Source organism: Frankia sp. Allo2 (genome assembly GCF_000733325.1).
GTDB lineage: Bacteria > Actinomycetota > Actinomycetes > Frankiales > Frankiaceae > Frankia > Frankia casuarinae.
Genome location: NZ_JPHT01000024.1, coordinates 65,049 through 78,921 on the forward strand (window position 1 = coordinate 65,049; position 13,873 = coordinate 78,921).

Below are 13,873 nucleotides of genomic sequence, written 5' to 3' on the forward strand. Positions count from 1 at the left end.
GGTGCTCATCTCAGGCCAGCTTGGAGGAAAGCGTCGGTGATGCGGCGGGAGGCGAAGAGATAGACGATGGTCACCGGGATCGAGGCAAGCATGGCCCCGGCGAGCAACGGGCCGTACTCCGGGCCCTCCTGGGTCTCGAACATCTGCAGGCCCGGCTGGATGGTCGTCGTGTCCCGGTGGGGCGCGACGAGGGTGGGCCAGAGATACTCGTTCCACGTCGTGATGAACACGACGACGGCCACCGCCGCGAGCGCGGGGCGCAGCAGCGGCAGGACGATGTGGCGCAGCGTCTCGGCGTGGCTGGCGCCATCGAGGGTCGCGGCGCCGAGCAGGGTCGGCGGGATGCCGCGGATGTGCTCGCGCAGCAGCAGCACCGCCAGCGAGCAGGTGGCCAGCTGCGGCACGATCAGCCCGGCGAAGGTGTTGCGCCAGCCCAGCCGGGAGACCAGCAGGAACTGTGGGATCATCAGGGCCTGCGGCGGGACGACGAGGGCGATGACCACCAGCGCGGAGACGAGCCGCTGCCCGGCGTGGGAGAAACGGACGAACGACCAGGCGGCGAGTACCCCGGCGACGAGGTGCAGGATGGTCACGCCCGTCGCCATGACGAAGGTGTTCAGCAGCAGTCGGCCGATGGGGAACCCGTCGATGGCGTTGCGGTAGTTGCTCAGGCTGGCCGGGATGGGCAGCGGGTTGGCGCCGTAGATGTCCGCGGGCGGCTTGAACGAGGTGGTCAGCGCCCACAGCATCGGGAAGAGCATCGCGACGACCGCCACGGCGAGTACCACGTGCCGGCCGGCGGCGCGGGTGGCCTGGACATCAGAGCGCGGCACGGCGCCTCCTGGTCAGCGCGGTCAGCGGGGCGGCGAGGGCGGCCGCGAGCCGGGTGGTCGGCCGGTCCCGGCCCGGGGCGCCGAACGTGCCGGCGACGCGGCGGGCCAGCGTCGACAGGCCGAACAGGGCGCACAGGACCACCACGATCGTCAGCGCCGCCGCCGCGCCCGTCCCGGCGTCGAAGTAGGTGAACGCGTAGGTGTACAGGCGGTAGTAGACGTTGTCGGTGGTGTTGTCGGGGCCGCCCTGGGTGAGCACGGCGATGTTGGTGAACGTCCACTGCCCGGCGAACACCGCGCACAGGAACGACAGCAGGATCGTGGTGCCACGCAGTTGGGGGACCACGAGACGGCGGGTGATCTCCCATTCGGTGGCGCCGTCGACGCGGGCGGCGTCGAGGCAGCGCCGGTCGATCGCGGCCAGGGCCGCGCCGTAGAGCAGCATGTTGAGCGCGACGAACCGGGCCGCGGTGACGAGCGAGATGGCGGCGAGGGCGGTCGAGGGATCACCGAGCCAGTCCCGCTCGCCCAGGCCCAGCCCGCCGGTGACGACGTTGACGATCCCGCCGAGCGGGTCGAGGACGAACCGCCAGGACAGCGCGTTCGCGACAGGGGCGAGCATCACCGGCAGGAACAGCAGGGCCCGGTAGATGTCGCTGGTCCGACCGGGCCGCTTCCACAACATGATCGCCAGCGCCATCGGGACGACCGTCGCGAAGGGCAACATCACCAGGACGTAGAGGCCGGTGCGGCTCAGCGCCCGGGGGAACTCTTCGCCCTCGAACAGGCCGCGGAAGTTGGCAAGCCCCACGAAGTCCCGGTCGGGTTTGATCAGGTCCCAGTTCGTCAGGCTCAGGTACGCCTCGAAGAGCAGCGGCCCGTAGACGAAGACCGCCAGCGACACCAGCACCGGCGTCTGGTAGAGCCACGGCACGGCGCGGCGTGCCACCGTGGCCGGGAGGACCCCGCGCGGGCGTGCCGCGCGGGGCCGGGTGCCGATCATCAGGAGGAGAGTGCGCGGATCTTCTCGGCGGCCTTGCTCAGGGTCGCCTGGGGATCGGCCCCGCGCAGGACGATCGGTTCGACGGCCTCGTCCTGCAGCACGACGACGGCCTGGTTGGCCTTCGCCCCGCGGAACGAGGTGTAGGGGGTGACGGTGTCGAGCTGGTCGAGGGCCGGTTCCAGCAGCTTCACGATCGGGGTGCCGGCGAGCTTCGTCGCCACGCTCTGCCGCAGCGGCAGGTAACCGATCTTCGAGGTGATGATCTCGAAGCCCTCGTCGGAGGTGAGGAACTTGATGAACTCCCAGGCGGCGCGCTGCTTGGCCGGGTCCTTGGCCAGCACCGCGAGCCCGGCGCCGGAGTAGGTCGGGCGGGCGGGTTTGGTGCCGAAGGACGGCAGACCCGCGGTGCGCAGCTCGAACTTGCCCGCCGCCGCCTTCTGGGCGCTGGCGAGCAGCGCCGTGCTGGTGACGAACATGCCGAGGTCACCCTTGGTGAACGCGGCCAGGGCCGCTTCGGCCTTGACCCCGGGCTGGGCACCCGAGGCGGTCAGGTCGGCGATCGTGGCCAGCGCCTCGACGGCCGGCTGCTTGTCGAGGGTGACGCCGCCGTTCTTGTCCACCAGCGAGCCGCCGTTGGAGTTGACGACCGACTGGGTCAGGTAGTCCGACTTCCCGCTGTCGACGACGCTGATGTAGACGCCCTGCTTACCGGTCGCCTTGATCTTCAAAGCGGCGGCCTTGACGTCGGCGAGGGTCGTCGGCGGGTGTTGCGGGTCCAGGCCGGCGGCGCGGAACAGGTCGGCGTTGTAGTACATGACCGGGATCGACATCGTGAACGGCATCGCCGCGACGACGCCGTTGGTGGAGACGGCCGACAGGATGCTCTTCGAGATGCCGGCGGTGGCCGACTCCCACTCGCTGCCGGCGACCTTCTGGACCGGGGTGATCGGCAGGGCGTCGACCGCCTCGGCCATCTTGCTCCAGCCGATCTGGGCGACGTCGGGCGGATCACCGGCGGCGGTGTCGGTACGCAGCCGGGTGAGGACGTCCTTCACCGCGACGCCCTGCGGCTTGACCGTGATCTTCGGGTGCGCCTTGGCGAAGGCGTCGAGCAGTGCCTGGGTTCCCGTACCACCGAGACCCGGGGTGCCGTAGTTGTAGGACAGGAAGGTGATGGTCGCCGGGGTGTCACCTTGCGGTGTCGCGGCCGGGGTACCGGAGGCGGTGTCGCCGTCCGAGCCGCAGGCCGCCACGGCGAGCAGGCCGACCGCGGCGGACAACGCCGTGACGACCAGCCGGGCCCGGTGCCGCCGCGGACGGCGGCCCGGGCGTTCCTGTCCTGCGTCCCGTTCTTGTCCTGCGTCCCGTTCATGTCCAGCAGCATCGTCGTGCCGGGAAACGGCTGTCACACCAGTCGCCTTTCACGCGTCGGAGCGATTGCGTCACCCGAGGGGTGATCGCGTCCCGGGAACAGGTCGCAGCCCGGGAACAGGGTGCCCCCCAAGGGGGGCAGGACGTCGGCGGAGGTCATGCGACGTCGAACTTGCGGGCCGGGGCGGCCAGGTGCACCGGCCCGTCGAACACCCGCTCGGCCTCGGCGCGCCGCGCGGCCAGCCACTCGGGGTCGTCGGTGACGAAGTGGGTGAGCACGAGCTGACCCACCCCGGCGAGCCGGGCCGCCTCGGCCGCGTCGAGGGCGCTGAGGTGGCCGTGGTCGCTGTCGTCGGTCAGCTCGAGGGTGGCCTCGGCGAGAAAGAGATCGACGCCGCGGGCGAGGTCGACGAGGGCGTCGGTCACTCCGGTGTCGCCGGTGTAGGCGAGGCTGGCGTCCGCCGTCTCGATGCGGATCCCGCAGTTCGGTACCGCGTGGCGCAGCCCGTGCAGGCTGACCAGGCAGTCGCCGATCTTGAAGGTCTCCCCCGGGTCGTACTCGCGGACGTCGAAGGCGACCTCGAACGCCTTGTCCAGCAACGGGATCGTCGCGACCGGAAATAGTCCGGCCAATGTCCGGAAGGTGTCCAGGCCGCCCCGTGGAAGGTAAAGCGGAATCGGTTCGCTGCGCGTCGGAATGTCGCGTGCCGGCAGCGTCGGGAATCGCATGGGATACCGGGTCCGGCTGGCCAGCAATGCCTTCCCCACCGGCAGGAGATCATAGCAGTGATCGGAATGCAGATGACTGATCACAATACCGTCGAGCACCGCGGGATGCCCCAGCGCGCTCAGCGCCGTCGCGGCGCCGGGGCCGCAGTCCAGCAGCATCTTCGTCTCCGCGGTGCAGACGAGGTAGCTGGAGCTGCACTGACCGCCGGTCGGCATTCCCGACCGGCAGCCCAGGACGGTCAACCGCATACGTTCATCCGTTCATCTTGATGTTCCGCTCTTGGTGTTCCGTTGGGAACATTCCGTTGGGAACATGTGGAACATTCGGCGCCGGGGTGCGCGAGGATTTCCGCTGTCATCCGCGATGCTGCTGGGTGGCGCCGTCGCCGGCAATACGGAACTTTCGAACGGACGATTGCCCCAGCCAATCGTCATCTACACGCGCCGCCGTCGCCGAACGGCCCGTGACGAAGAACATCGGGTCGGTCCGGCGGCGGGGGCCCGAAGGTGCCGGGGGGTGCGGGCTCAACCACCGGAAGCCGGCTGCCCGTCGTGGGCGAGGACCGGCACCTGCGGCGCGGCAGGCGCGGGGACGGCGTCCTCCCCGAAGGGACCCGCGTTGTCCAAGCTGCGCAGGAACGCCTCGACGACGGGCGGCGGGTCGGGGTGCCAGACCACCTGCACCCCGACGGTGGGCACCGGCTCGACGAGCCGCACGGCCGCCAGGCCCTTGCCGGGCACGAAACCACTGCGGACGGACGAGGCGAATCCCACGACCGACTTCGTCGTGACGATGATCCCCGTGGCACCCGAGTCGTCGACCTCGTCGGCGACCGTCAGGCTGATGCCCGCCCGGCCGGCCGCGGCGAGGATCGCGTCGTGCATGGCGGGGCTCTGTTCCCGCCGGAACAACACACACCGTTGACGCGCGAGCTCCCGGAACGACGCCTGCTGGCGGTCGGCCCACGGATGGTGGTGGCCGACGATGGCGACCAGCGGCAGGGTGAGAATCCGTCGCGACTGCAGCCCGACGGCCGGCGCCCCGCCGAACACGAGCGCCACGTCCACCTTGCGGTCGTGCAGGGCGGCGAGCGTCGGTCCGCTGCGGGCCTCCCAGAGAACCGTGGAGATGCCAGGGTAGTCGGCGCCCAACCGGACGAGGGTCGGCTGGAGCACCCGCTGCCCGGCGGGGAAGTTGAAGCCGATGGTCAGCACGCCCACGCGGCCCGAGGCCGCCTCCCGGGCCGCCGACACGGCCCGGCGCGCGGTGTCGAGGACCCGCCGGGCCTCGACCTCGAACGCGCGGCCGGCCGCGGTGAGCCGCACCTCGTGGGAGGTCCGGCTGACCAGTTCGACACCGACCTCCCGTTCGAGGCGCTGGAGCTGCTGACTCAGCGACGGCTGGGCCAGGTGCAGCCGGGCCGCCGCCCGCCCGAAGTGCAGTTCCTCGGCGATTGCGAGGAACGAGACGAGATAGCGGAACTCCATGCGGGTCTCCACGGCACCTCCCCGCAGAAAAATATCGTTCCGGAATACCGGCGGCGAAATATAAAAAAAACGGACGGTGAAATTCCCGTGTTGATTGGCCGCCCAGCCGATCATGGATGATGGCCGCGGATCATCTCCAGCGGGCTGGGGCCATGGGTTACCGGCCCACCGGGCCCGCCGGACCCACCGATCTTTTGTTGATCATGATAGCCGAGTGGGCGTCAACACCGTTGATTATCTTGCTCGGGGTGAGGGAGGACCGGCCGGGCACCAGACGGCTGGCTCGGAATCGAACCGCCCGCGGCGGACTCTCCCCCGTCCGCCGCGGACCGCGTCACCGCCGGGGACGGGGACGCCGGCACCCCCGCGGGCGACCTCCTAGACCGCTGGTCCGGCTGCCCGAGAAGGTCTGCTGCCATGGGATGAGCGTGCGGCCCGCCGGGTTCATCGCGGTTTCACGGCAGTTTCAGGTGCCGGGTCCGTCCCGGCAATCGCCGGGGCGCCGCGTCTGGCAGCCTGGCGGTGTGTGGTCACCGTGGGGCGGGCTGCGCTCCATGGGCCGCTCCATGGGCCGGTCCGTGGAGCGGTCCGTGGGCCGGCTCGTCGACTCCACCCCGCCGTCCCGGGCGCGCGACGTCGACTTCCTGCGCCTGGCGAGCGTCTGTGTCGTGGTGCTGTGGCACTGGGCCCTGTCCATCGACCACTTTCGCGGGGGCGTCCTCGTGATGCCCAATCCGATCGCGCGGATACCGTTCGCCTGGCTCGCGACCTGGCTGCTCCAGGTGATGCCGGTGTTCTTCGTCATCGGTGGCTTCGCCCACCTGGCGGCCTGGGACGCGGCCGGTCGCGCCACGGGGTCCCCGCGCGATGATCCCGCGCGTCCCTGGGGCCCGCGGGCACGGCGCTTCCTGCGGGGGCGGCTGCGCCGCCTGTTGCCCCCGATGGCGGTGTTCGCCGTCGTCTGGGCGGCGGTCGACGCCGTCCTGCTGCTCGCGCTCCCCGACTACCCGGGTCTGCTGCGCTATGGACGGGCCGTGCTGGTGCCGCTGTGGTTTCTCGCGGCGTACCTGGGGGTCATCCTGGTCGTGCCGGTGACCGCGGCGGTCCATCGGCGGTTNGGCCGCCGGNTCATCCTGCTGTTGGGCGCGGTCGTGGCGCTCGTCGACCTGGCGCGGTTCGGCACCGGCAGCACGGTGTTCGGCTATGTCAACACCGGTCTCGTCTGGGTTTTCGCCCACCAGCTCGGGTATTTCTGGCGGGACGGCGTCCTGCGCGGGCCGCGGCGGGCGCTGCTGACGGCGCTCTGCGGGCTGGCGGGGCTGGCCCTGGTGACGACGCTCGACGAGTATCCGCGATCGATGGTCGCCACCGAGGGAGCCAGACGCGGCAACATGTTCCCGACGACCGCTGCGATCGCCGTGCTCGCCGTCTTCCAGCTCGGTCTGATCCTGCTCGCCGCACCCGCCCTGAACCGGATGCTGGCCCGGCGCCGGCCGTGGACGGCGGTCGTCACGGGCAACGCCGTGATCATGACCGTGTTCCTGTGGCACATGACGGCCCTGCTGCTCGCGATGGTCACGATGCGGGCGGTCGGGCTGCCGATGCCCGACGAACCGACCGCGACCTGGTGGGCCGGGCGACCGCTGTGGGTGATCCTGCCCGCGCTCTTCCTGGCGCCGTTGATCGTCCTGTTCGCGCCGGTGGAGCGCGGGGCCGCGGCCCCGCGTGGACCGGCGCGCACCGGGCCGGACGACTGAAAACCTGGGTTAGCCAGTATTAACCAGGCGGGCACCGGCTGTCCCGGAAGGCGGTAATGTGCCGACCGTGTCCTTCAGCCTCGAAAAACCGCCGCCAGCAGGATCGCGCCGGGAGCGTATCCTCGCCGCCGCGGCCCGGTTGATGGCCGAGCGCGGGTACCACGGGGTGAGCATCAACGACATTGGCCGGGCCGCGGGCGTCTCCGGGCCGGCGTTGTACAAGCATTTCCCGAGTAAGCAGGCGATCCTCGGCGAACTGCTGATCGGCATCAGTGAACGCCTGCTCGCCGAGGGCACCCGTCGCGCGGCCGCGGCGCCCAGTCCGGACGGCACGCCCAGTCCGGACGGCACGCCCAGTCCGGACGGCACGCTGGACGCGCTCGTGCGCTGGCACGTCTCCTTCGCTCTCGACTCACCCGAACTGATCCGTATCCATGATCGCGACCTGACCAGTATGAACCCGGCCGACGCGCGCACCGTGCGCCGGCTGCAACGCGGCTACGTCGAGCTCTGGGTCGCCCAGCTGCGCGCCCGCAGCCCCGAACTCGCCGAGGGCACCGCCCGCGCCGCCGTCCACGCCACCTTCGGCCTGCTGAACTCCACCCCCTACAGCGCGGTGACGATGAGTCGGCCGCAGCTGGCGGACCTGCTGCACCGGCTCGGCCTGGCCGCCCTGCTCGCCGCGGGAGCGCGGCGCCCGGCACCCGGGCCGGCCGCCACCCGCTGATGATCTTTCGCGGGGTGCCGGCGGTGTTCTCGCGAGCCTCGTGACCTACAGACCCAGTTCGCGCGCGATCAGCATCTTCTGGACCTCGCTGGTGCCCTCGCCGATCTCCAGGATCTTGGCGTCCCGCCAGTGCCGGGCGACCGGGTATTCGTTCATGAACCCGTAGCCGCCGTGGATCTGCGTGGCCTCGCGGGCATTCGTCACCGCCGCCTCCGAGGAGAACAGCTTCGCCATCGCCGCCTCCTTCTTGACGGGCAGGCCGGCGAGCATCCGGGAGGCCGCGTCGTAGTAGGCGGCACGGGCCACGTACGTCCGCGCCTCCATCTCGGCAATCTTGAAGGCGATTGCCTGGTTGCGGCCGATCGGCGCGCCGAATGCCTCCCGCTGCTTCGCGTATTTCACGCTCTCGTCCACGCAGGCCTGCGCCAGCCCGACGGCCAGCGCGGAAATCGCGATCCGGCCCTCGTCCAGGATCTGCAGGAAGTTCGCAAAGCCGCGGCCGCGCGCACCGAGCAGATTCTCCGCGGGCACCCGCACGTCGTCGAAGGTCAGCGGATGGGTGTCGGAGGCATGCCAGCCGACCTTCGAATAGGCCGGACCGGCGGTGAAGCCGGGGGNGGGCACCGGCACCAGGACGGACGAGATCTCCTTGTGTCCGGCCGGGGTCCGCCCCGTGACAGCGGTGACGGTGACGAGCCGGGTGATGTCGGTACCCGAGTTGGTGATGAAGGCCTTCGAGCCGTTGATAATCCAGTCGCCGCCGTCGAGCCGGGCGGTGGTGCGGGTGCCGCCAGCGTCGCTGCCCGCGTCTGGTTCGGTCAGCCCGAACGCGGCCAACGCCCGCCCGCTGGCGAGCGACGGCAGCCACTCCTCCCGCTGCGCCGGCGTGCCGAACCGGTAGATCGGCATCGCGCCGAGGCCAACCCCGGCCTCCAGCGTGATCGCCACCGCTGAGTCGNCCCGGGCCAGCTCCTCGATGGCCAGGCAGAGGGCGAAGAAGTCGGCGCCCTGCCCGCCGTACTCCGCCGGGAACGGCAGACCGAACAGGCCCATGTCGGCCATCTGCGCGACGACCTCGTACGGGAACGTCTTCTCCTCGTCGTGCCGCGCCGCCCCGGGGGCGACCACCTCGCGGGCGAACGCCTCCACGGCCTTGCGCAGGGCTTCCTGCTCCTCGCTGAGCCGGGTGTCAGGCATCGCTGTCCTCCCCGTCGTGGAAGCGGCACCCGCTACCAGGGCGTTCAGGGCCACCAGGGCATTCAGGCCAGGATCCGGCGCCGGCGGGCCTCCGAGACCGATTCCCCGCGCCGAGCGACCCCGAGCTTGGTGTAGATGCTCTTGAGATACCACTTGACGGTGTTGATGGTCAGACCGAGGTTACGCGCGATTTCCTTGTTCGACAGTCCGCGGTCCAGCAGACGGAGGATGTCGATCTCGCGGGCGTTGAGCGGCTCTTCGGGAGCGGGGTTCCGCTCGGCCGGGCGATCGATGATGGGGATCGCCGCCCGTTCCGCGTCCGCGTGGGCCGTGGCGAGCAGCTTGGACAGGTAGTCGGAGGGCACGGTGGGCAACTCCACCGGCCACCGGCGGCACCGGCTCGCGTCCCGCAGCTCGCCAATGATCTTCAGGAGTTCCGGGCCGGCGTCGGTAACGGTGCGCACCAGACCGCAGCGGGCCCCGGCGACGACGGCGGGCACGAGGGTGCGCAGCGCGGTGTCGGTGTCGCCGGTCAGCGAGTGCACCACCGCGAGGTCGATACGCGTGGCCGTTTCGGCGTACCGCCAGGCCACGGAGCTGCTCTCCTGGTGCATCTGGGACAGCAGCCGCAGGGCACCGTCGTAGTCGGCCTGGGCGGCCATGACCCGCGCGCGCATCGCGAGCTGGTAGTGGCGGGTGGCCATGGCGATGCCGTCGCCGCCGCGGGCGACGTCGTCGCTTTGGCGGGCGAGCACGTTCTGGGCGCGCCCGAGGTCCCCACGGGCCAGGTGCAGCCGCAGGCGTTCGTGATCGACGGCGGCCGACAACCGAGGCAGGACGAGCTGGCTCGCCGCCTCGCTGCCCTCGTCGAGCAGGTGCCAGACGTCCTCGATCTCACCGCGCAGGGTCTTGATGCGGGCCAGCGTGGAGTAGGTGGCGATCATGAGATCGGCGACGCCGCTTTCGGCACCGAGCTCGTGGCACTCCTCCAGCAGCCGCTCGGCGGCGTCGATGTCGCCCCGCTCGTAGTACAGCCGGCCCAGCAGCGCGCCGGCCAGCCGGGCGGCGTGCGAGCGCGGCCCGGCGGCTTCGCGGGCGAGGGCCACGGCTTCCCGGTACAGGCGTTCGGCGGTCACCAGGTCAAGCTGGGCGAACGCCGCGAGTCCGGCGAAGCAGCGCCCGTACACGCCGGCGAAAGGCCCGCGGGTGGTGTCGTGGAAGGCATTGGCCCACCGCTGCCGCGCCTGCGCGGTGTCGTAGGCGAAGGTGTGGATGTCGACGAAGGTCCGGATGTTGGACGACACTGCGACCAGCCACGGCCGGTAGCCGGAGTTCTTCGCAATGTAGGGGGCGATCAGGTCAGCGGCGCGGTAGATCCGGTCACCATAGACGTCGATGCAGGCCTGGACGACATCGGCCTCGCCGAGGATGTCCTTACCGGTGTCGCTGGTGTCGTCGGGTGTCAGGGCGGCACGCACGTGGTCGAGCGCGACCTGCGCGGGCTGCGCCCGTTGCAGCAGACAGTTGGCCCAGGCGATCGCGATCTGCAGCCGCGACCGGCCGGGCAGCAGCGCCGACGGCAACTTGTTGACCAGGCTGAGCAGGACGGCCATCCGGCTGTGCTCCACCAGGTGCATGGCCTGCCGCTCCACCAGGTCCACCGCCCCGGCGTCGTTACCGGCGGCCAGGGCATGGGTGACCGCCTCACCGAGCAGACCGTGATCAGCGAACCAGGCCGACGCGGTCCGGTGCAGGGTCACCACCCGATCCGCATGATCACGCTCCAGGCGGCGGCGCAGGTAACCCACGAACAGATGGTGGTAGCGAAACCACTCCCGATTGTCGTCGAGCGGCCGCAGGAACAAGTCCCGCCGTTCCAGCTCCTCCAACAGCGCCTGCCCCCGCCGCTGCCCACTCACCGCCGCCGCCAGATCACCGCAGAGCCGATCACAGACGGAAGTCGTGAGCAGGAAGTCGAGCAGATCCGCGGGCAGCGCATCGAACACGTTCTCGGCGAGATAGTCACCCAGGGAGTGATGCCGCCCGGAGAAACCGCGGATCAACGCCGACGGGTCGGCGCTGTCACGCAGCGACAGGGTCGCCAGCTGCAACGCGGCGACCCAGCCATCGGTACTCGACCACAGCCGATGCACGTCCGTGCTGTCGAGATCCAACTCGTTGAGCTCAAGCAGGAAGGCCGCGGATTCCCGATGGTCGAACCGCAGCTGCGTGGCGTCGATCTCCGTCACCTGGTTACGCACCTTCAACCGGCCCACGGCCGGCGACCGGGTCCGGCTGGTGACGATCAGATGCAGGTTGGCCGGACCCGCTTCCAGCAGGAACTCCAACGCGGCAACAGCCTGCGGGGCGTCGATGAGATGCCAGTCGTCGAGCACGATCGCCAATGGCCGCCGATGCTCGGCAAGCTGGTTGACCAGCTCGGTGAGCACATACCGCTGCGCGTCGTCGGAATGCCCCTCCAGCACCTCGACCAGGTCACCGCCCAGGGTCGGTTCGACCCGGCGCACCGCTTCGATGAGATGGCTGAGGAACCACACCGCGTCGTTGTCGTCCCGGTCGAGGCTCAGCCACGCCACCGGCACCCCCTCGGCGCGCAGCACCCGCTGCCACTGCACCGCCAGCGTGGTCTTCCCGAACCCGGCCGGCGCGTGGATCAAAGCCAGCCGCCGGGCCCGGCCATCTCGCAACACGTCGAGAAGCCGGTCCCGGCCGACCAGCTGGGTGTCATAGGTGGGTGCCTGAAACTTCGTGGACACGGCCAGCGTGGGACGTGCCTTGGTGTCCATCCAGCTCGCCTCGCTTCCGAGGGCTCCCCGCCCGGCTCCCCTGCCACGCGTTCGTGACGATACTCACACACCCTCGGGCTGATTTTCGCACTGGCCGCCCAGGCCGCAACACTTTGGGCGTCACCAACCGGGCCAGCCGGCCCGCAGCGCCTTCTTGTCCAGCTTGCCGTACACGGTGGTCGGCAGGGCCTCGACGACCCGCACGGCCTTGGGCTGCTTGTACCGGGCAAGCTCGACCCGACAGTGCGCCAGCAGCTTGGCCTCGTCGAACGCACCGGTATCATCGGGCACGACGAACGCCACGACCGCCTCACCCCAGTCCGGATGCGGCACCCCGACGACCGCGACCTGCCCAACCCCAGGACAGGCCGCCGCCGCGTTCTCCACCTCCGTGCTGTACACGTTCATCCCACCGGTGATGATCATATCGTTCTTGCGGTCCAGCAGATAGACGTACCCCTCGGCATCCATCCGCCCGATATCCCCAGTATGCAACCACCCGTCCCGCAGCGCCTTGGCGGTCTGCTCGGGCCGGCCCCGATACCCCACCATCGTGTACGGCGTGGCGGCGACGATCTCCCCGACCTGACCGCGGGGCAGCTCCCGGCCAGCCTCGTCGACCACCCTGACCGTGGCCATGACGACCGGCTGACCACAGCTGGCCAGCCGATGCTCCCCGTCAGGATCAAGACGATGATCCTCACGGCGAAGACGGGTGATGAAGTTCGGCGCCTCCGACTGCCCGTACAGCTGCATGAACACCGGGCCGAGCACCTCCAGGCCCTGCTCCAGCCGCTCCCGGGTGATCGGCGCGGCACCGTACAGGATGGTCCGCAGCGAGCTGAGGTCCAACGCGCGGCCCGCCGCCCGGTCAAGCACCCGGTAGATCATGGTAGGCACCATGAACGTGAAGGTCACCCGGTCGGCGGTGATCCGCTCAAGCACCAGCTCCGGGTCGAACCTGGTCTCCAGGAAGTGCCGGGCCCCCTTGAGCATCCCGGCCTGCAGCAGGAAACCCGCGCTGTGCGGCAGCGGCGACATCAACAGCAGCACCTCGTCGTCGAGCAGCCCCATCTCCATCACGTGCGAGAACAGATTGAGCGCGAGATTCCGCTGGGTGTGCATCACCCCTTTGGGCAGACCGGTCGTACCCCCGGTATAGACGATCAACCCCGGGTCGGTGGGTGTCGGGTCGACCTCCGGCACGGTGGTCGGCTGCCCGGCCAGCGCGTCGTGCCACGCCACCACCCCGCCCGGGCAGTCGTCCGGGTCGGCGACGGCGATGACCGTCTCCAACAGGGGCGGCGCGGAGTGCAGCGCAGCCGGGAGCATCCCCGCATCGGCGAGGACGACCCGGGCCTCGCTGTCCCGCAGAATGTAGTCGATCTCGCTGGCCGACAGCATGTCGTTGAGCGCCACCTTGACCGCGCCACACCGCAGGATCGCCTGATCCGCGACGATGTACTCGGGCCGGTTGGACATCATCAACGCCACCGACNCCCCCGGCCCCNCCCCCGCCGCACGCAGCCGGTGCGCGAGCTGGTTCGCCGCGGCCACGATCTCGCCGTACCCGTAGGTCCGCCCCTGATAGTGCAGGGCGGGACGCGCACCGAACCGGTCCAACGCGTCGACGAACACCGCCTTCAGGGTCAGGTCACTTTTCCCGGTGAGATCACTCATCGCACACGCTCCAGGACACTCGCATAGTTGGCGACCGCCAGGCCACCCATGTTGAACACCCCGGCGACGGTGGCCCCGGGGATCTGCATCGCCCCGGCGGNGCCGGTGAGCTGCAGGACCGCCATCACATGCTGGGACACCCCGGTGGCACCAACCGGATGACCCTTGGCCTTCAACCCCCCGGAGGGGTTGACCGGCAGCGTGCCGTCCCGGTCCACGACCCCGTCGGCGATGACCTGCCCCCCGCCGCCCGGCGGGCACAACCCGACGACCTCGTACTC

The 13,873-nt window shown here is 70.3% G+C and carries 10 protein-coding genes and 1 pseudogene; 2 read left to right on the forward strand and 9 right to left on the reverse strand.

Going from position 1 to position 13,873, the window contains the following annotated elements:
* Window positions 1-5 precede the first annotated feature (5 nt).
* The 5 genes from ALLO2_RS15915 to ALLO2_RS15935 form a co-directional block, all read right to left on the reverse strand.
* Window positions 6-833 carry a carbohydrate ABC transporter permease gene (locus tag ALLO2_RS15915; protein WP_011436668.1) on the reverse strand — a complete coding sequence of 276 codons (828 nt, stop codon included), beginning with the start codon at window positions 831-833 and terminating at the stop codon, window positions 6-8.
* The gene (locus ALLO2_RS15920; protein ID WP_023841318.1) at window positions 820-1,836 is read right to left on the reverse strand and encodes a carbohydrate ABC transporter permease; all 1,017 of its coding nucleotides are present in this window, start codon (window positions 1,834-1,836) and stop codon (window positions 820-822) included. The genes ALLO2_RS15915 and ALLO2_RS15920 overlap by 14 nt, the downstream gene beginning before the upstream one ends.
* Window positions 1,836-3,245 (reverse strand): ABC transporter substrate-binding protein, encoded by a 1,410-nt coding sequence (locus ALLO2_RS15925; RefSeq protein WP_023841317.1) that lies wholly within the window; start codon window positions 3,243-3,245, stop codon window positions 1,836-1,838. The genes ALLO2_RS15920 and ALLO2_RS15925 overlap by 1 nt, the downstream gene beginning before the upstream one ends.
* Before the next feature lie 118 nt (window positions 3,246-3,363).
* On the reverse strand, window positions 3,364-4,185 hold the full coding sequence (locus tag ALLO2_RS15930) for an MBL fold metallo-hydrolase (RefSeq protein ID WP_011436665.1): 822 nt from the start codon (window positions 4,183-4,185) through the stop codon (window positions 3,364-3,366).
* Window positions 4,186-4,461: 276 nt separating this feature from the next.
* Window positions 4,462-5,424: a LysR family transcriptional regulator gene (locus ALLO2_RS15935; RefSeq protein WP_011436664.1), complete on the reverse strand. Its 963-nt coding sequence runs from the start codon at window positions 5,422-5,424 to the stop codon at window positions 4,462-4,464.
* Between the two features lie 590 nt (window positions 5,425-6,014).
* Between ALLO2_RS15935 and ALLO2_RS15940 the strand changes: the two genes are divergently transcribed.
* Together ALLO2_RS15940 and ALLO2_RS15945 are read left to right on the forward strand one after the other, a co-directional pair.
* Window positions 6,015-7,181 (forward strand): acyltransferase family protein, encoded by a 1,167-nt coding sequence (locus ALLO2_RS15940; RefSeq protein WP_198031020.1) that lies wholly within the window; start codon window positions 6,015-6,017, stop codon window positions 7,179-7,181.
* A 58-nt stretch (window positions 7,182-7,239) separates the two neighbouring features.
* Complete coding sequence (locus tag ALLO2_RS15945) at window positions 7,240-7,908, forward strand: TetR/AcrR family transcriptional regulator (protein WP_011436662.1); 669 nt, start codon at window positions 7,240-7,242, stop codon at window positions 7,906-7,908.
* A gap of 45 nt (window positions 7,909-7,953) precedes the next feature.
* On the opposite strand, the gene ALLO2_RS15950 is transcribed toward ALLO2_RS15945, so the two are convergent.
* From ALLO2_RS15950 to ALLO2_RS26485, 4 genes and pseudogenes are all read right to left on the reverse strand, one after another.
* Window positions 7,954-9,105 carry an acyl-CoA dehydrogenase family protein gene (locus ALLO2_RS15950; RefSeq protein WP_035733003.1) on the reverse strand — a complete coding sequence of 384 codons (1,152 nt, stop codon included), beginning with the start codon at window positions 9,103-9,105 and terminating at the stop codon, window positions 7,954-7,956.
* 62 nt (window positions 9,106-9,167) lie between these two features.
* On the reverse strand, window positions 9,168-11,912 hold the full coding sequence (locus ALLO2_RS15955) for a LuxR C-terminal-related transcriptional regulator (RefSeq protein WP_011436660.1): 2,745 nt from the start codon (window positions 11,910-11,912) through the stop codon (window positions 9,168-9,170).
* A gap of 120 nt (window positions 11,913-12,032) precedes the next feature.
* Window positions 12,033-13,592: a class I adenylate-forming enzyme family protein gene (locus ALLO2_RS15960; RefSeq protein ID WP_035733004.1), complete on the reverse strand. Its 1,560-nt coding sequence runs from the start codon at window positions 13,590-13,592 to the stop codon at window positions 12,033-12,035.
* A pseudogene (locus tag ALLO2_RS26485) lies at window positions 13,589-13,873 on the reverse strand (thiolase domain-containing protein); the annotation flags it as partial. The pseudogene ALLO2_RS26485 and the gene ALLO2_RS15960, both read right to left, overlap by 4 nt.